An 18,111-nucleotide genomic window follows, 5' to 3' on the forward strand; every position below is an offset into this window, starting at 1 on the left:
GATCTGAAATTAACTCAGAAAAAATACATACTTATGAAATCGAATTTTTTAAAAATCGGAACAGTTGCAGTAGCTACACTTTTATTTGCAACTACATCTTGCTCGGATGAAGGAATAGAAGCCGGATTAGAAACAGGAGAAGAAATTAATGCAAGCCATCTTCCAAAAAATGTTTTAAATAAAGTTTTAGAACTTAAAATGAACCCCAATGAATTTGAAGTAGAAGAGCTTGTGCATTTGGATGGTACAGTTTCAGAAGTGATCGTTACTTCTGGTGATATGGCAATGGATAAAGAGAGGTTTTTAGGGATACCTGCTAGTACCGAAGGTTTTGCTAAACAATATCGTACAGAGTTCATTATTGATACAAATCTGCATCCAGAAGTAAACCTTTTTGTGTATACAGGAGGTCCAATTCTTGTTGATGGTGAGCCTAGGTTAATTGGTTTTTCTGCAGGAGCTCAGCAAGGAATTATAGATGCTTTAGAAAACTGGAATTCGGTTCGTTCTGGACTTACGCTTAAAGCAGAGTTTAGCTCAAATCCAAATCTTTTTGATGAAAATGTTCATGAAACGTTCATTGCTGTAAACCTTACCTTACCTGGATTTTCGGGTAGAGCAGGTTTCCCTGACGAGGCAGGTAACCCAGGAAGCTTCTTCATTATAAGTCCTATAGCAAACCAAGCTGCGCCAAATGTTCCAGATGCAATTGAACATTTAATTACACATGAATTAGGACATGCTATTGGTTTACGTCATACAGATTGGAACAGTAGACAAAGCTGTGTAGATTTAGGATTAGAAGATGCACCATCAGTAGAGACTAATGCTCCTGATAGAATTTTTGGAACGCTACCTAGTATTCCTGGTATTATAGAGCAAGAAGACTCTATTATGAATGCTTGTTTTGGAGAAACGGATGGAGAATTGAATTTCTTTGATGAATTTGCTATAAGAAATTTATATAGACGAAGTTTCTCTTATTATAATTACTAAATACCCATACATAATGTTTGTTTAAGAAAAGAGCACTGATTCAGTGCTCTTTTTTTGTGATCAAAAATGAATGAATAGTATGAGATTTATTTTTATAACTTAGTGCTTCAAAATTTTAAGATTTATGAAAATCATTAAAAAACTCCTTAAAGGCCTCGTAGCCATCTTGCTACTTTGTATAGTGCTATTGTACATTTTTGATTATGATTATATCCTTAAAGGAGTTCGTGTGGTCTATATGACAGGTCACACTACAGCTTATATAGATGATTACACCTATTTTGATAATCATACCATAGAAAAAGGAGATACGTTTATTCCGTGGAAATTACATGCTAATTATAATAAAGCTACACCTACAGAAAGGTTGAATACTATAAATGAAACTATGGGAACAGTAGCGTTTATGATTATTAAGAATGATGAAATATGGTATGAGAAATATACAGAAGGCTATGGTACTGAATCTAAAACCAATTCGTTTTCTATGGCAAAAAGTATTACAACTGCCTTGCTAGGGAAAGCGATTATGGATGGATATATTAAAAACCTAGATCAACCAATAGGGGATTTTCTTCCTAAATTCTCAGAAGGATTAGCTGCCAAGGTTACTGTAGGAGATTTATCTTCTATGTCTTCAGGATTAAATTGGACGGAACATTATACAAGCCCATTTTCGATAACTGCCAGAGCCTATTATGATCCCGAATTAAGAGATGTAATGAATGGATTAGAAATAGTAAAAGAACCTGGGAAGGAATTTGAGTATTTAAGTGGGAGTACTCAATTATTGGGAATGGTCATTGAAAAAGCAACAGGAAAGACCTTATCAAATTATTTGAGCGAAAGTTTCTGGAAACCAATGGGTATGGAACAAGATGCCCTTTGGCAAGTGGATAGTGAAGAAAGTGGTATGGAAAAATCATATTGTTGTATTGCCAGTAATGCCAGAGATTTTGCTCGTTTTGGAGTGTTATTTAAAAATGATGGAAAATTTGGAGGAAAGCAAATATTGCCTAAAGAGTTTACCAAACTAGCTACTCAAAAACGTTTTGAAAAAGACGATATGTACGGTTATGGATTTTGGTTATCGGATCATCTGAATAAAGATATATTTGTAATGCGTGGAATTTTAGGACAATATGTGATCAGTATTCCTGAGGATGATGTAATCATTGTTCGCTTAGGGCATCATAGAGGGCAGCCGCAAGGATCTTTTAGTGAAGATTTCTTCATTTATATAGAAGAAGCATATAAAATGTTAGAGAATGCTTCATAAGATTGACTTAGAACACATCTTGTTTTTAGACATAGAAACCGTTCCAGAACAAGAACATTTTGAAAACCTAACAGATGAAATGAAATATCTGTGGGCGGATAAAACAAAATATCAACGCAAGGAAGAATTTTCTCCCGAAGATTTTTATGAACGTGCAGGTATATGGGCAGAATTTGGTAAGATTGTCTGTATTTCTGTTGGATATTTCACTTTTAAAGGAGAAACAAGATCGTTTAGAACGACTTCTTTTTTTGGAGAAGAGAAACAATTGTTGATAGATTTCAAAAATTTACTAGAAACACATTTTAATCGACCACATCATTTACTTTGCGCACATAATGGTAAAGAATTCGATTTTCCGTATATCGCCAGAAGAATGATTATTCATAATATTAGTTTACCTTTTAAGCTAAATCTATTTGGTAAAAAACCTTGGGAAGTACCTCATTTAGATACCTTGGATTTATGGAAATTTGGTGATTATAAACATTATACTTCATTAAAATTACTCACCAATATTTTAGGAATCCCTTCTCCAAAAGATGATATCGATGGTAGTCAGGTAAGACAAGTATATTATGAAGAAAATGATATTGATCGTATAGTAATTTATTGCGAAAAAGATACGGTTGCGGTAGCCCAAATTCTTCTGCGTTTACGACAAGAAGATTTATTGGACGATGATGAGGTAGTGTCAGTATAAGTGAGGGTTAAAAACTAGTGTTTACTGCTAACCAGACGAAAAAAAATCGCTCAATTGAGCGATTTTAATACGTTTTTTCTGATAGATCTATTCCCATTGTTTTGTAGTAGTACTAAGACCTTGATATAATAATTTTAAAGGAGTTGATGTTTTATCAGAGGTGTTACTGGTATCTCCAAGTTCGAAAAAATAAGTGTTGTTATCAGTAGTACTTTTTCTTCCTATAGTTAATCCTGCGGGTTTGAAGATTGCTAAATACCCACTATTTGTAGGCGCATTGCTTCCTTTTAATAAGAAGAACACTTCTTGATTGCTAGCTGTATGTCGAGGTAATGGATCTCCTACATCAGAATAACCTTCTGTATTACTTGTATTCGATTGTTTTATTTTTAATCCAGGTTGATCAGAAGCATCTATAGCATAATATTTAAATGCAAATAAATAGCTGTTCGCTGGCATAATGGCATGCGTAGTTTCATTAGTCAATGTAGTAGGCGAAGAAGTTGTGGTAATTATGTTAGAGGACTCATTATATTCTGATTCCAGAACACCACTTTTGGATACTTCCATAATTTCCGTAGCCAATAAGTTATATTCTGCTTCTGTAATTAAAATCCATTGTCCTTCAACTGCATTGGTATATTTAGATTTTGATACGGTTAATACAGCTTCAATTCTATCTTTTTGAGGATCCGTGTTATCATCAGAATTTGTGTCGTCTGTATTTGGGTCATCGGTAGTTTCATCCTGTGGGTTGGTATTGTCTGAATCAGTTTCGTCAGTTTCGTCAGAATTGGTCTCATCAGTATCAGTTTCATCAGTATCAGTTTCATCAGTATCAGTTTCATCAGAGTTTGTTTCGTCTGTGGATTCCTCATCAATTGTGGTTAGATTCTCTAATTGATTAATTTCATCAAGAGGTTCATTATCAGTACAGGATTGAAATGATGATACAAGGAATAAAATAATAAATAGGTAGGTGTAGTTTTTAATCATACTTTGGGGTATTTGCATTAAAATTTACGCCAAAATACACAAAAACAGGATTAAGTGCACAATTATTTTCATTTTTTCGATGAAATATACAAGAAATTTCTTACATATCTACAAAACGAATCACGTGATTTACATTAAAAATTGATGTAAAGTGTTTTTTACCACTGTTTTACGTTAGTACTGAGACCTTGATATAATATTTTTAATCGTGTATCACTAAGTTCTACAAAACTATTAGTATCAGATAAAGCAAAATAATAAGTATTGTCATCAGAAGAATCTTTTCTTCCAATTGTTAAACCTGCTGTTTTAAAAAATGCAAGATAAGCCGTATTCAAGGTTTGGACGGTATTCCCTTTTAATACAAAATATACTTCTTCATTGATGGCAGAATGTTCGGGTAAAGGATTTCCGACGTCAATAAATTCTTCACTGTTACTAATGCTGGATTGTTTTATTTTAGAACCTTTGGATCCAATTGCTTCTACTACATAATATTTAAAAGCAAAGATGTAGCTATCAATTGGCATTACTGCAATTTCTGTCTGATTTGCTAAGGTTGTAGGAGTAGAGGTCGAAGATATAATTTCAGAAACATCCAAATATTCAGAGTCATCAATTCCACTTTTGGATACTTGCAGAATTTCTGAAGCTAAACCGTTGTATTCTTCTTCCGTAATACGAATCCAATCACCATTTGCAGCCTGATTGTATTCTAGTTTTGAATCAGATAGTAAATATTCAATATCATCAATATCATTTACAGTGATATTGATATTGGATGTTTTTGATAATTCACCGCCACGCACGTTTATAGTAGCACTGATTCCAGTATTAATTTCATAATTAAAGACACTACTATCTTTAACCAGTATTTCTCCTGTTATACTATCGATCTCTAATGCATTGTCGACAGATTGATTCAAAATTGAAAAGGTAAATGGTCCTTCAAAGTTAGCAGTTATTGATATCGTACCGATCGAATAACCAGACTCTGGATGTTCATCAAGTGTTGCCTGAAGATCAGAAACTTCTAGCGTAGGAATAAAGGTTTCCTCTTCTTCTGGAATTATTATTTCTTCTTCGATTTCAGAATCTATAGGTAATGAATTGTCATTACTACTACAAGATAGTATTAGGATAAAACCCATTATCCAGAAAAAGCCACGTGCCATGTAGGGGTATTGATGATTAGTTGAAGTTGGCTAATTTAACACATAAATGTCTAATATTATATGAGTTATGATTTTTTTTGTAGTGATGTTATCAACCGCTAATTTCTCCCTTTTTCATTGGGATATAGTGTATAGACAGGATCACTTTGAAAATACTCTTTTGTGTGAATATCTATTGCTGTTAGTGGTCCTTTAAAAGCAGCTCCAGTGTCGATATTCCAGATGCAGGTAGCTTGAACTGGTATGGTTTTGTTGATTCTTGTTACTGGAGTATGACCAATATAGATTTCATCAAAAAGTAAAAGCCGCTTTGGGTAGGTAAGATCTGTTTTTTTTAGTTTAGGATCTATGGACAAGGCAGTTTCCCATAAAGTTCGATCCCAATAAAACAGTTTACTAAAGTATTCCCTATGTGGTCCATGAAGATTTGTAAAACCTGCATGTAAGAATAATCGATTGTGATTATCTATGTGATAATTAGTAAGGTTTTCATAAAAATGAAGATGCCTACCTATTTCTTCTTTTGATAATTTATTATAAGAATCTATGGTAGCTTGCCCTCCATGTTTCATCCATTCTGGATTGTATTTTTTTTCGGTCAACCAAGTATAACATAGTTCATCATGATTTCCTCGTATATATATACATTGATGCGTTTTTTGTAGTTCAATGAGAAAAGAAACCAATGGAGCGCTATCACTCCATCCATCTACATAATCACCTAAAAAAATTAAGGTGTCGTTAGTTGTGATTTGTGCTTTTTTTATAAGTTGTTTTAGAGCTTTTAGAGCTCCGTGCATATCTCCGATTACAAGAGTTCTGTTCATGTTATATGTAATAAGTTGGGGTTAACGATTTTAAAATTTAACTGTATCGAACTTTTCTTAAGATTCGAATACTTTCTTTATACAATGCATATACTTTTTCGTCTGCATAATTTCTTAAGTATGGTTTTGCTTCTTCAAGCTTTTCTTTAGCTTCGGTAAAATCATTAAAATAGCACAACAAATAGGTTACAGGAAGATTAAGTAAGTCTTTTTGCTCGTTTGCGGTTAATAACATTTTCTTTTTTAATTTTTCTATCAATGCATTATTACTATTATATAAATGATGTAATATTTTTCTATCAAATTGTGGTGGTTCAAATAATAATGTGTTTTCAATATCATAACTCACATTATTTTTAAATTTGATAGTAACCTCTTCTAATGGATAATACTCGTAGTTATCTTGCAAACCAAGTTGAACATATTCTATAATCTTAAACTCTTCATCCGTAATCGAGATACTAACTTCGTCAAATTGTGAGTAAAATAGTTTTACCTGTTCATTAATTAAAGCGATATCCACTCTAGAATAGTATATTTCGTCATTTACTTGTTTTTCTTTTGCAGACCAACACACTACGAAATACTCTTTAAAAACCTTGTAATCAGGGCTATAGTCTTTTCTCGAGTTCATAAAATCAAAGACACCATCTAGTGTTAACTCTATGTTGTTTTGAGCGTGACTTTCTATAGATTCAACAATTTCAGAATTTACATCCTTGATTACTATATCAAATACCTTGGGCATACTGATACTTCCATCTCTAAAAAAGACAGTACCTCCGTAATATTTCCAAATGTTTTTACGAAGCGAACATAATTTTCCTTCTTGTGAACGTATCGATACTAGACCTACTACCTTATCACCTGGTAAATGAGGAAATGGAATGTTTTCATAGGCTACAAGTGGCGGATTAGAGAGATATGCATTGATCAGATTTTGGATTTTACTATCATCAAAAAAATCAACTCCTATAATATGATTGTCCTCGTCTTCAACTCCAATAACGATATAAGAATTGTTTTTAGGGTTAGAATTTGCAAGAGCACAGATATGCTTAAGAAATTTAGCTTTTCCTTCTTTTTCCCCAATATTAAGTTTGCGTTTTTTGTCATAAAAACTGTTCTCGTCATTATGGGCAAGTAGGTTTTTGATAAGTAAGCGTTTATTGATCATTCCTTTCGCAAATAGCAATCGACATTTTTCCCAAGTTAAACTTAGTTATTTTTATTGGGTCAGCAATGCAATGAGAATAAAGAAATTATAAACTTTTTTTCACGATTGTACTATTAGCTTGTGCGGTTGGGAAAACGACAAGATCTGCAATATTTACATGATAAGGTCTTGTGATTACAAATGCAATGATATCTGCAATATCTTGAGGTTTTAGAGGATCAAAACCTTTATAAACATTATCAGCTTTTTCTGTATCCCCTTTAAATCTAACATTACTAAACTCTGTTTCTACTAATCCAGGATTAATTGCTCCGACTTTGATTCCGTATTGATTTAGATCTACTTGCATTCCTTTATTGATCGCATCAACTGCATGTTTACTGGCACAGTATACATTTCCATTAGGATATACTTCTTTACCTGCAATAGAACCAATATTGATAATATGACCAGACTGTTGGGTAATCATTTTAGGGATTACAGCTTTAGAAACGTATAACAATCCTTTTACATTAATATCTACCATAGCGTCCCAATCATCAAGGTTTCCACTTTGTATTGGGTCAATACCATGAGCATTACCAGCATTATTAATCAAAATATCAATAGTGTCGAATTCTTTAGGAAGATTATTAATATTTTTAAAAACATTTTCTTTATCTCTTACATCAAAAGATAAGGTGTGAACTTTTACCGTATTTTCTAATTCACTTTTTAAGCTTTCCAAACGTTCTTGTCTTCTTCCGCATAGGATAAGATTGATGCCGAGTTTTGCAAACTCATAGGCAGTTGATTTTCCAATACCGCTTGTGGCTCCAGTAATTAATGCTGTTTTTGTCATTATAAAATTATTATTCTTAAGCTTTACATGTTTTTAGATAACTTTTTGATTTTTGCAACACTTAAAATAAGATGTCGTCTTTTGATAAAATCATCGTGAAAGCCGATGAAACTAGTTACGTCCGTTTTTTTCAGTAAATCGATCTAAATATACTGTAAAAATTGGGCGTAAGCGTATTTATAAGAGATACATTTAACCTATAATTAACAAGGAGAAGAAAAATAATTTAACAATTTGCAATGTTGAAACATGAATGTTAAATTCACGCCTTTAAAAAAAGAATAGATGGAAGAAAATAGTTCTATTGATATTGCTTCAATCAATGAAAAAATACAAAAAGAATCTGCGTTTGTAGATTTACTTACTTTAGAAATGAATAAAGTAATCGTAGGCCAAAAACATATGGTAGAACGATTACTGATAGGATTACTTGGGCAAGGACATATATTATTAGAAGGTGTTCCTGGATTAGCAAAAACTTTAGCGATTAATACCTTGTCAAAGGCGGTTCACGGAAGTTTTAGCCGTATTCAATTTACACCGGATTTATTACCTGCTGATGTTGTAGGGACATTGATTTATAATATGAAAGAGAATGATTTCTCTATTAAGAAAGGTCCTATTTTTGCCAATTTTGTACTGGCTGATGAGATTAATCGTGCACCAGCCAAGGTACAGAGTGCTTTATTAGAAGCAATGCAAGAAAAACAAGTAACGATTGGAGATGAGACTTTTGTGCTGGATAAACCATTTTTAGTAATGGCAACTCAAAATCCAGTAGAACAAGAAGGAACTTATCCGTTACCAGAAGCGCAGGTAGACCGTTTTATGCTAAAAACTGTTATTGATTATCCTAAGCTAGAAGAAGAACAATTAATTGTTCGCGCAAATCTAAAAGGTTCTTTTGAAAAAGTAAACCCTGTAGTTTCTATCGAACAAATTCTTACTGCACAAAATGCAGTTAGAGAAGTTTATATGGATGAGAAGATTGAAAAATATATTCTTGATATCATTTTTGCAACTCGTTATCCTGAGAAATATGGTCTGGAAGAGTTAAAACCATTGATCAGTTTTGGAGCTTCTCCTAGAGGAAGTATTAACCTGGCAACAGCGGCTAAATGTTTTGCATTTATTAAAAGAAGAGGATATGTAATTCCTGAAGATGTTCGAGCAATCGTGCATGATGTTTTACGTCATCGTATCGGTATTACCTATGAAGCCGAAGCAGAAAATGTGACATCAGAGGAAATTATTAATAAGATTGTAAACGAAATTGAAGTACCATAGCGATTTTTAGATTTCAGCATTGCGATTTTGGATTTCTGTAATTCACAATCGTCAATTATTAAATCATCAATCGTAAATCATTAGAATGGATACCAAAGAGTTACTAAAAAAAGTTCGAAAAATTGAGATCAAGACCAGGCGCTTGAGCGATCATATATTTGGAGGAGAATATCATTCTACTTTCAAAGGACGTGGTATGACTTTTAGTGAAGTCCGTCAATATCAATTTGGAGATGATGTTCGTAACATTGACTGGAACGTAACCGCTAGATATAACGAACCCTATATAAAGGTTTTTGAAGAAGAGCGAGAATTGACAATGATGCTTATGGTAGACGTTTCTGGATCGCAGTTATTTGGTACCAAACAGCAGTTTAAGAAAGAGATTATTACCGAGATTGCTGCTACGTTGGCTTTTTCTGCAACACAGAATAATGATAAAATAGGATTGATTTTGTTTACTGATGAAATCGAACTATTTATTCCGCCAAAAAAAGGAAGGTCTCATGTGCTTCGTATCATTAGGGAGTTGTTAGAATATCAACCTAAAAGTAAACAAACTAATATCACCGAAGCATTAAAGTTTTTATCTAATGTAATGAAGAAGAAAGCGATTGTATTTATGCTTTCTGATTTTATAACAGATGATTATCAACAAACCCTTAAGATTGTTGGAGGAAAACATGATGTTACTGGAATTAGAGTATATGATCAACACGAAGAAGAAATCCCAAATCTTGGAATGGTCCAAATGGAAGATGAAGAAACAGGTGAGTTAATGTTGGTCAATACAGGATCTAAAAAGATGAGGTTAAATTATACTAAATATTATCAAGATCGAGTAGATTATTTTAGAGATAGTTTTACCAGAAGTGGAGCAGGATCATTAAGCAGTAGGGTAGACGAAAGTTATGTAAAGAAATTATTAGGATATTTTAAACGAAGAGGGTAGGCGAAAATTAAGAATGAAGAATTACGAATTACGAATTATAAATAATACATGTGATGTTCCTTTTTTAATGAGGATAAAGGGGTTGTTTTTTATAATGCCCTTTTTTGCCCTTATTGGATTTCAAGGATTTGCGCAGGTTGCTACAACTATCGATTCTACTTCTATTATTATAGGAAGTGAGATTAGGTATACAATGCAAGTAGAATCTGATTCTACCGAGATCGTTATTTTTCCCGAAGGTCAAACTTTCTCGCCACTAGAAGTTATTGAATCTTATAAAACCGATACGACCAAAAATGGAAATCGATTTAGTTTGATCAAGGAATATGCACTGACACAATTTGATTCTGGACAGTATACCATTCCAAGACAAAAAGTGATGATCGGAGATCAGGTCTTTTTGACAGATTCTGTAAAAGTAGAAGTTCGGGATGTTTTGGTAGATACTACCAAACAAAAAATGTATGAGATTAAGCCGTTGGTAGATGTAGATGCTTCCTTTTTTAATTGGAAGAAATATTTTTGGTGGATTTTGATACCACTTGTATTGATAGGATTCATTGCATTTTTTGTATTAAGAAGAAAAAAACGCAAAGAAGCTAAAGAAGAAGAGTTACCTCCATATGAAAGAGCAATCTTAGCACTGCAGCGAATCGATGCATCTCAATTGTTAGAACAAGATTCTCATAAGGAGTATTATTCTCAATTAAGTGATACGGCGCGTAAATATATCGATGAAGAAGTATATGATCATGCCATGGAGAGTACAACCGATGAATTGATCGAGCGTTTGGATGAGGAAATAAAAACAGGAGCATTACGTCTGGATAAACATACGATTGAAGAACTTAAAACGGTCCTTAAAACAGCAGATATGGCAAAATTTGCCAAATCTAAACCAGATATCGGAACCGCAAAAGCAGATCGTAATGTAATCGAAAGGGTGATTAATGAGACCAAAGAAGCAATTCCTGAACCTACAGAAGAAGAATTATTAGCAGATGAAGAGTACCGAAAAACGGTAGCAGAGAAAAAACTAAGAAGAAAAATCATATTTGGAAGCCTTGCAGGAGTCGGATTGATAGCAATTACCTTAATTGTGTTTATTGCTGTTAAAGGATATGATGTGGTAAAGGATTCTATATTAGGGCATCCTACGAAAGAATTAGCAGAAACAGAGTGGATCAGCAGTGCATATGGCGCTCCTCCAGTTACAGTTTCTACGCCAAAAGTATTGCTTAGAAATAATTATCAACTCACAGATGAGCAGCGACAAATTCTTAAAGGCAATGAAACTTTTGTGTATGGAAGCTTACTCGCAAATTTCTACATCGCCGTGTCTACTGTTCAATATAATAAACAAACAGAGGTTGATCTCAATAAAATTGTAGAAGGAGTTGTGGGTAATTTTGAATCTCAGGGAGCAAAAAATATTTCTGTAAAAGATGAAGAATACGAAACGCTAAGAGGAGCAAAAGGAGTAAAAGTTTTTGGTAGCTTAGAAGTTACAAATGCGATAACCAAAAAAGAGCAGAAGAGTGATTATTTGATGCTTAACTTTGCCGAAAACGGAGGCTTTCAACAAATTATGGTAGTATATAGTAAAGAAGATCGATATGCCCAAGATGTAGCGCAACGCATTATTAATTCTGTAGAACTCAAAAATGCCGAATAACTATGTTTGAAAATTTCACATTTGAGAATCCGCAGTTTTTTTGGTTGTTTTTAATACTGCCAATAGCGATCGCGTGGTATATCTGGAAACGCAATAAACAACAAGCAGAACTTAAGATCTCCAGCATCAAAGGATTTAAAATTTCGGGAAGTTGGTTGTCTAAGCTTAAACCATTTTTGCTGTTGCTAAGATTAATAGCCCTAGCACTTATTATTACGGCTATGGCTAGACCCAGAACAGTAGATGTATCTACCAAAACTAAAACCACAAGAGGTATCGATATTGTGATGGCAATTGATGTATCTGCAAGTATGTTGGCTAGAGATTTAAGACCAAACCGTCTGGAAGCCTTAAAAGAAGTAGCTGCCGAGTTTATAGTAGGCAGACCTAATGATAGAATTGGATTGGTGATGTATGCAGGAGAAAGTTTTACCAAGACTCCAATTACAAGTGACAAGGCTATTGTACTCAGTGCAATGAAGGATATTGTGTATAATAACCTGTTAGAAAACGGAACTGCTATCGGAATGGGACTTGCTACTTCTGTAAATAGGTTAAAAGATAGTAAGGCAAAAAGCAAAGTAATTATCTTGCTTACAGATGGTTCTAATAATGCAGGTTTTATTGATCCTAAAATAGCCTCAGAATTGGCAGTAGAATATGGAATCAAGACCTATACAATTGGAATCGGGACTAACGGAATGGCATTAGCTCCTGTTGCTATAAGACCTAATGGATCATTTCAATACGGAAATGTAAAAGTAGAGATCGACGAAGAATTATTAAAAGAAATCGCCAAGGTAACTAAGGGAAAGTATTTTAGAGCGACCAATAACAAGAAGTTAGAACAGATATACGAAGAAATTGATAAATTAGAAAAAACAGACGTAGAAGAATTTAAGTTCTACAATTACGAAGAGAAGTTTAGACCTTTAGTATTATTAGCAGGCTTACTCTTGTTGTTTGAGTTCTTATTGAGGTTTACAGTATTTAGAAGTTTTATCTAAGAAAATAAAATATAGAAAAGAGTTGAAAAAAGGAATCATAGTTCAAGGAAGTTCAAGAAGTGATGGAGATACAGCTAAGATCGTTTCTTATTTAAAAAATGTTTCTGGGTTTGATATTATTGATTTAAATCAAAGAGACATAAAGTACTTTGATTATGAATTCCAGAATCAGGATGATTTTGAAATAATTTTCAAAAACATTGTTCAGAATTATCAAACTATTGTGTTGGCAACACCTGTATATTGGTATACAATGAGCGGGATAATGAAAGTATTTTTGGATAGAATTTCTGATTACTTATATAAAGAAAAAGAGTATGGCCGTATGCTAAGAGGAAAAGAAATGGCAATGATGAGCTGTAGTAATGATGATGACCGTGTAGACGAGTTTAATCTTCCTTTTTCTAGAAGTGCTGAGTATTTAGGAATGGAGTATCTGGGAGATATCCATACTTGGGTTAAAAATCAGGAGCTTCCTATTGAAGTAAAAGAAAAAATAAATGCTTTTGCATTAAACATAAAGAATTAAGAAAGTATAATATAATTAAGAATGTACTTACTAGAAGAAAAAATATATTTCTGGTTATTGTTAGTGATACCACTATTAATAGTGCTGTTTTTGGGTGTTTTAATTTGGAAAAAAACTACACAAAAGAGATTTGCTGATAAAGAATTGCTTAAGAAATTAAGTCCTAACCAATCTATTTTTAAGTCAATACTTAAATTGGTGATTATAGGTTTGGCAATGGCTTGTTTTGTAATAGCTTTGGTAAACCCAAAAGTAGGTACCAAGTTAGAAACGGTAAAAAGAGAAGGAGTAGACGTAGTATTTGCAATTGATGTTTCTAAGAGTATGTTAGCAGAAGATATTGCGCCTAATAGATTAGAAAAATCTAAGCAATTGGTTACACAGATCATTAATAATTTGGCAAGTGATCGCGTGGGTATTATTGCATACGCTGCCAGCGCTTTTCCGCAGCTGCCAATTACTACAGATTATGGCTCAGCTAAGATGTTTTTACAATCTATGAATACAGATATGCTTTCTTCTCAGGGAACCGCGATTAATGAAGCAATAGAGTTGGCAAAAACATACTATGATGATGAAGAGCAAACCAATCGGGTTTTGTTTATTATTAGTGACGGAGAAGATCATGAAGGAAATGTAGGAAGTATGGCAGAAGCAGCTGCAGAAGAAGGTATTAAAATATTTACAATTGGTGTTGGAACCGCAAAAGGAAGTCCAATTCCAATAAAACGAAATGGAATTGTTCAAAATTATAAGAAAAATAATCAAGGCGAAACCGTTATTACGAAGTTAAATACGACAATTTTGCAGGAAATTGCCAATCAAGCGAATGGCACATACATTGATGGTACTAGTACCAGTAAGGTGGTAGAAAATGTTACCGAACTGCTACAAGGAATGGATAAGAAAGAATTTGAAGCAAAGCAATTTGCAGATTTTAAAGATCAGTTTCAATGGTTCCTTGGTGCTGGATTGTTGTTATTATTCCTAGATATTTTCTTGTTAGAAAGAAAAACATCTTGGGTTAAAAAATTGAATTTATTTAATGAACAATAGTTTATTGAATACTAGAATATTGTCACACTGAGCATGTCGAGGTGCAAAAAATAAATACGTTATGAAGCATGTATTAATCATATTATTATGTTTCCAATTCGGGATCATTTTTTCGCAAGAAGAAGATAGAGAAGCAACGATAGCCGAAGCAAATCGTTTTGTAGCAACGGGAAATGAAGTGTTGGTAAAGGATGGTAATTTTCCGAAAGCAGAAGGAGAGTATCGAAAAGCGATTTCTAAAAATCCTATAGATCCTAATGCCAAGTATAACCTGGCAAATGCCTATTATAATTCAGAAAAATATGATGAAGCAACACAGCGATATACAGAAGCGGTAAAAGTTGCAGAATCTAAAGCAGAAAAACATAAAGCATTCCATAATCAAGGGAATACCTTTATGGAACAAAAAAAATATAAAGAGGCTGTAGAAGCTTATAAAAATGCATTGCGTAATAATCCTAAAGATAATGAGACGCGATATAATCTTGCCTTAGCCAAGAAAATGCTTGAAGAAGAGCAAAAGAAAAACGATCAGAATAAAGACGATAATAAGGATAAAGATAATAAAGACGAAAACAAGGATAAGAACGAGGACAATAAAGATAAAGAAGGGGATAATAAGGAAGATAAGAAAGAAGGAGAAGACGATAAGGATAAAAAGGGAGATGAAGGAGAAGATAAAAAGGATCAAAAAGGAGAGGATGAAAAAGATCAGAAAGGAGATCCTAAAGACGAAGGAAAAGATAAGAAGGAAGATAAAAAAGAAGGTGATGGAAAACCTGAGGAGCAAAAACAGCAACCAAAACAGGCACAAGGACAATTATCTCCTCAGCAGGTAAAAAGCTTATTAGAGGCAATGAATAACGAAGAGAAGAAGGTGCAGGATAAGATAAATGCCAAAAAAGCACAAGGCGCAAAAACAAGAACTGAAAAAGACTGGTAGATAATGAAGATAAGATTAGTTTTTTTAACACTATTTCTAATGATAGCACAGCTAGGTGTTGCTCAGGTCAAATTCGAGACCAAAGTGAGCAAGAAGAAGCTAGGTGTTAACGAGAGATTGCGTGTTGATTTTGAGATGAATAAAGATGGTGACAACTTTACACAACCCAGTTTTAAAGGGTTTACAGTAGTTGGAGGACCTAATCAATCGATAAGTAATTCCTGGGTGAATGGTAAAAGATCTTATGCTAAAACCTTTAGTTATTTTCTTGCTCCTACCAAAAGAGGAAACTTTACTATAGGACAAGCAACCATAGAGATTGATGGGCAAACGTATAAAACATTGCCAGTAAAAGTACAGGTAACTGCTGCCGTTCAAAAACCTAAAGATGGTAATAATGCAGATTATGTAGCCAGTGAAAATCTTCACTTGGTAGCAGAAGTTTCTAAAACCAATCCATACCTTAATGAAGCAATTACAGTAATATACAAACTGTATGTGAGTCCTAGGATACAGATTAGTAATTTAAGAGAAATAGATAACCCAAAATACAGTGATTTTTGGAGTCAGGCAATTAAAATAGGTCAGCTAAAAGTAGAACGAGGAGAATATAAAGGAGAGCCTTATAATTTTGTAGTGTGTGGTAAAACGGTATTGTATCCGCAAAAAACAGGAAAGTTAGAGATTGAACCACTTACATTATCTATTGCGGTAGATGTTCCTACCAACCGTCGTGATATTTTTGGAGGAAAATTGTATTCTACGGTAAATAAAACAGTAGCTGCAGGTACCAGAACGATCAATGTAAAACCACTTCCGGAACAAGGGAAACCCGATGATTTTACAGGAGCAGTAGGTTCTTTTGATTTTAAAGTAACACCTAACAGAACAGAATTAGATGCTACAGAATCTCTAGAAGCAAAGGTTTCAGTTTCTGGTAGCGGAAATTTAAAATTGTTTGATCTACCTAAGTTAAATGTGCCAAATGGTTTAGAACAATATGAACCAGAACATAACGAAAGAGTAAGAACCAACCTTTCTGGAATGAATGGAAATATATCAGATTCATATACCTTGGTTCCTCAGTTTAAAGGAACATATCCTATTCCTCCAGTTTCTTTTTCATATTTTGATCTTAAGACAAAGACATATAAAAGAATTACATCAGAAGAAATTGTGATCAATGTTAAGAACGGACCAGATAGTGGTACTATTGTTAATAATTCAGAATCTTCTGGAACCACCAAAAAGCTAGTAACGCAAACAGGAAGTCAATTTCGGTTTTTAAAACTTAATGCAAACCTCCAACCTATGGAGAAAGAACATTTCTTTAAGTCTACTGGATATTGGATAGCATTGACTGCACCTTTATTAGCGATCCCGTTATTCTTGTTTTTTGGTAAGAAAAGAGAAGAACGATTAAGTGATGTAAGCGGTAACAGAGTGCGTAAAGCAGATAAATTAGCTAGAAAATATCTTTCTGAAGCCAGAAAAAATTTAGGAAACCAGAAAGAGTTTTATATCGCAATGGAGCGAGCTTTGCATAATTATCTAAAAGCAAAATTACATATCCAAACCAGCGATATGAGCAAAGATCGTATCCAGCGTTTATTAAAAGAACGAGAAGTAGAAGATACCACTTCTATAGAGTTTATAGCCCTTTTAGAAAGTTGTGAATTTGCAAGGTATACGCCATCGTCTACGACAGCAATGCAACAGGATTATGATAAAGCATCCAGAGTGATTGCAGCAATTGATAAACAATTATAAATATTGAACGTAGTGAAGAATTTAGTAATAATAGTTGTTTTTTTAATAAGCATCGTGAGTATAGCTCAGGATGATCAGGTTTTTCAGAAAGCAAATACCTTGTATAATCAAGAGCAATATCAAGAAGCTATTGATGCTTACAAATCTATTATAGCATCAGGTCAGGAATCAGCAGAGCTGTATTACAATCTGGGCAATGCTAATTATAAATTGAGTAATATAGGTCCTAGTATTTATTATTACGAAAAAGCACTAGAATTATCGCCAAATGATGAGGATATAAAGAACAACCTGGCTTTTGCTAATAATGCCACTGTAGATGCGATCGATGTGATTCCAGAAGGTGTTATTTCCAGAACCATCAATGGGTTTACCAATATGTTTAGTTTTGATGCTTGGGCATGGATTTCGGTATGCTGCGTGATCGTTTTTGTGGTGCTATTTATGTTATACTATGCTGCTAGAATATCTTCTAAGAAACGATTATTCTTTTTGGGTTCTTGGGTGTCATTGATCATTGGGTTATTTGCGATTTTCTTTGCGTTTAAACAATATGGTTTTATACAGAATAATCAGTATGCGATCGTTTTTGCACAAGAAACAACAATTAAAAGTGAACCTAATTTACGTAGTGAAGAGGTGTTTGAACTTCATGAAGGAACCAAGGTTAAAGTTACAGAAACGGTAAACGATTGGAAAAAAATCAAACTTGCCGACGGAAAAATAGGATGGATTCCTGCTACAGATCTTAAAGAATTGTAACGGTTGTTTTTTCTAATACTTTGATAGCGCGGAATTATATTCCGTGCGATACATAATAGATCTAATATAACTACTTCTAGTTCATTATCTAAATCTTTCGCTCCCGCTAGTCTGTGACTAGTGGTATTATAATGTT

The 18,111-nt window shown here is 33.5% G+C and carries 17 protein-coding genes; 12 read left to right on the top strand and 5 right to left on the bottom strand.

Annotation, left to right across the window (positions count from 1 at the left end):
* The first annotated feature begins 33 nt into the window (after positions 1-33).
* From QBK95_RS16790 to QBK95_RS16800, 3 genes are all read left to right on the top strand, one after another.
* Positions 34-996, top strand: a complete 963-nt coding sequence (locus tag QBK95_RS16790) for a M57 family metalloprotease (RefSeq protein WP_280935709.1) — start codon at positions 34-36, stop codon at positions 994-996.
* A 124-nt stretch (positions 997-1,120) separates the two neighbouring features.
* Complete coding sequence (locus QBK95_RS16795; RefSeq protein ID WP_280935710.1) at positions 1,121-2,275, top strand: serine hydrolase domain-containing protein; 1,155 nt, start codon at positions 1,121-1,123, stop codon at positions 2,273-2,275.
* Positions 2,265-2,978, top strand: coding sequence for a 3'-5' exonuclease (locus QBK95_RS16800; protein ID WP_280935711.1), 714 nt, complete (start codon positions 2,265-2,267; stop codon positions 2,976-2,978). Before QBK95_RS16795 ends, QBK95_RS16800 begins: the two co-directional genes overlap by 11 nt.
* An 87-nt stretch (positions 2,979-3,065) precedes the next feature.
* On the opposite strand, the gene QBK95_RS16805 is transcribed toward QBK95_RS16800, so the two are convergent.
* The 5 genes from QBK95_RS16805 to QBK95_RS16825 form a co-directional block, all read right to left on the bottom strand.
* Positions 3,066-3,974 carry a hypothetical protein gene (locus QBK95_RS16805; RefSeq protein WP_280935712.1) on the bottom strand — a complete coding sequence of 303 codons (909 nt, stop codon included), beginning with the start codon at positions 3,972-3,974 and terminating at the stop codon, positions 3,066-3,068.
* Positions 3,975-4,132: 158 nt separating this feature from the next.
* Positions 4,133-5,149, bottom strand: a complete 1,017-nt coding sequence (locus tag QBK95_RS16810) for a cadherin repeat domain-containing protein (protein WP_280935713.1) — start codon at positions 5,147-5,149, stop codon at positions 4,133-4,135.
* 98 nt (positions 5,150-5,247) lie between these two features.
* The gene (locus QBK95_RS16815) at positions 5,248-5,976 is read right to left on the bottom strand and encodes a metallophosphoesterase (protein ID WP_280935714.1); all 729 of its coding nucleotides are present in this window, start codon (positions 5,974-5,976) and stop codon (positions 5,248-5,250) included.
* Between the two features lie 37 nt (positions 5,977-6,013).
* The gene (locus tag QBK95_RS16820; RefSeq protein ID WP_280935715.1) at positions 6,014-7,153 is read right to left on the bottom strand and encodes an ATP-binding protein; all 1,140 of its coding nucleotides are present in this window, start codon (positions 7,151-7,153) and stop codon (positions 6,014-6,016) included.
* A gap of 85 nt (positions 7,154-7,238) precedes the next feature.
* Complete coding sequence (locus QBK95_RS16825) at positions 7,239-7,994, bottom strand: SDR family NAD(P)-dependent oxidoreductase (RefSeq protein ID WP_280935716.1); 756 nt, start codon at positions 7,992-7,994, stop codon at positions 7,239-7,241.
* A gap of 285 nt (positions 7,995-8,279) precedes the next feature.
* On the opposite strand from QBK95_RS16825, the gene QBK95_RS16830 reads away from it, so the two are divergent.
* The 9 genes from QBK95_RS16830 to QBK95_RS16870 all read left to right on the top strand — a co-directional run bounded on the left by QBK95_RS16830 (position 8,280) and on the right by QBK95_RS16870 (position 17,975).
* Positions 8,280-9,281: an AAA family ATPase gene (locus QBK95_RS16830; RefSeq protein WP_280935717.1), complete on the top strand. Its 1,002-nt coding sequence runs from the start codon at positions 8,280-8,282 to the stop codon at positions 9,279-9,281.
* A gap of 85 nt (positions 9,282-9,366) precedes the next feature.
* Entirely contained in the window at positions 9,367-10,233 is an 867-nt protein-coding gene (locus QBK95_RS16835) for a DUF58 domain-containing protein (RefSeq protein ID WP_280935718.1), read from the top strand.
* Between the two features lie 13 nt (positions 10,234-10,246).
* The gene (locus tag QBK95_RS16840) at positions 10,247-11,908 is read left to right on the top strand and encodes a DUF4381 domain-containing protein (RefSeq protein ID WP_280935719.1); all 1,662 of its coding nucleotides are present in this window, start codon (positions 10,247-10,249) and stop codon (positions 11,906-11,908) included.
* Between the two features lie 2 nt (positions 11,909-11,910).
* Positions 11,911-12,915, top strand: coding sequence for a vWA domain-containing protein (locus QBK95_RS16845; protein WP_280935720.1), 1,005 nt, complete (start codon positions 11,911-11,913; stop codon positions 12,913-12,915).
* Positions 12,916-12,937: 22 nt separating this feature from the next.
* Positions 12,938-13,444 carry a flavodoxin family protein gene (locus QBK95_RS16850; protein WP_280935721.1) on the top strand — a complete coding sequence of 169 codons (507 nt, stop codon included), beginning with the start codon at positions 12,938-12,940 and terminating at the stop codon, positions 13,442-13,444.
* 21 nt (positions 13,445-13,465) lie between these two features.
* On the top strand, positions 13,466-14,500 hold the full coding sequence (locus tag QBK95_RS16855) for a VWA domain-containing protein (protein WP_280935722.1): 1,035 nt from the start codon (positions 13,466-13,468) through the stop codon (positions 14,498-14,500).
* Between the two features lie 61 nt (positions 14,501-14,561).
* Entirely contained in the window at positions 14,562-15,443 is an 882-nt protein-coding gene (locus tag QBK95_RS16860; RefSeq protein ID WP_280935723.1) for a tetratricopeptide repeat protein, read from the top strand.
* Positions 15,444-15,446: 3 nt separating this feature from the next.
* Positions 15,447-17,213 carry a BatD family protein gene (locus tag QBK95_RS16865; RefSeq protein ID WP_280935724.1) on the top strand — a complete coding sequence of 589 codons (1,767 nt, stop codon included), beginning with the start codon at positions 15,447-15,449 and terminating at the stop codon, positions 17,211-17,213.
* Positions 17,214-17,225: 12 nt separating this feature from the next.
* Entirely contained in the window at positions 17,226-17,975 is a 750-nt protein-coding gene (locus QBK95_RS16870; RefSeq protein WP_280935725.1) for a tetratricopeptide repeat protein, read from the top strand.
* The last annotated feature ends 136 nt before the right edge of the window (positions 17,976-18,111 follow it).

The sequence above is a fragment of the Aquimarina mycalae genome, assembly GCF_029906345.1.
In the GTDB taxonomy this organism is placed as follows: domain Bacteria; phylum Bacteroidota; class Bacteroidia; order Flavobacteriales; family Flavobacteriaceae; genus Aquimarina.

Coding starts and splice junctions, on each gene's coding strand:
- QBK95_RS16865 (WP_280935724.1), top strand. CDS start 15,447: ATGAAGATAAGATTAGTTTTTTTAACACTATTTCTAATGATAGCACAG.
- QBK95_RS16800 (WP_280935711.1), top strand. CDS start 2,265: ATGCTTCATAAGATTGACTTAGAACACATCTTGTTTTTAGACATAGAA.
- QBK95_RS16810 (WP_280935713.1), bottom strand. CDS start 5,149: ATGGCACGTGGCTTTTTCTGGATAATGGGTTTTATCCTAATACTATCT.
- QBK95_RS16820 (WP_280935715.1), bottom strand. CDS start 7,153: ATGATCAATAAACGCTTACTTATCAAAAACCTACTTGCCCATAATGAC.
- QBK95_RS16815 (WP_280935714.1), bottom strand. CDS start 5,976: ATGAACAGAACTCTTGTAATCGGAGATATGCACGGAGCTCTAAAAGCT.
- QBK95_RS16795 (WP_280935710.1), top strand. CDS start 1,121: ATGAAAATCATTAAAAAACTCCTTAAAGGCCTCGTAGCCATCTTGCTA.
- QBK95_RS16825 (WP_280935716.1), bottom strand. CDS start 7,994: ATGACAAAAACAGCATTAATTACTGGAGCCACAAGCGGTATTGGAAAA.
- QBK95_RS16840 (WP_280935719.1), top strand. CDS start 10,247: ATGAAGAATTACGAATTACGAATTATAAATAATACATGTGATGTTCCT.
- QBK95_RS16835 (WP_280935718.1), top strand. CDS start 9,367: ATGGATACCAAAGAGTTACTAAAAAAAGTTCGAAAAATTGAGATCAAG.
- QBK95_RS16855 (WP_280935722.1), top strand. CDS start 13,466: ATGTACTTACTAGAAGAAAAAATATATTTCTGGTTATTGTTAGTGATA.
- QBK95_RS16830 (WP_280935717.1), top strand. CDS start 8,280: ATGGAAGAAAATAGTTCTATTGATATTGCTTCAATCAATGAAAAAATA.
- QBK95_RS16860 (WP_280935723.1), top strand. CDS start 14,562: ATGAAGCATGTATTAATCATATTATTATGTTTCCAATTCGGGATCATT.
- QBK95_RS16790 (WP_280935709.1), top strand. CDS start 34: ATGAAATCGAATTTTTTAAAAATCGGAACAGTTGCAGTAGCTACACTT.
- QBK95_RS16845 (WP_280935720.1), top strand. CDS start 11,911: ATGTTTGAAAATTTCACATTTGAGAATCCGCAGTTTTTTTGGTTGTTT.
- QBK95_RS16805 (WP_280935712.1), bottom strand. CDS start 3,974: ATGATTAAAAACTACACCTACCTATTTATTATTTTATTCCTTGTATCA.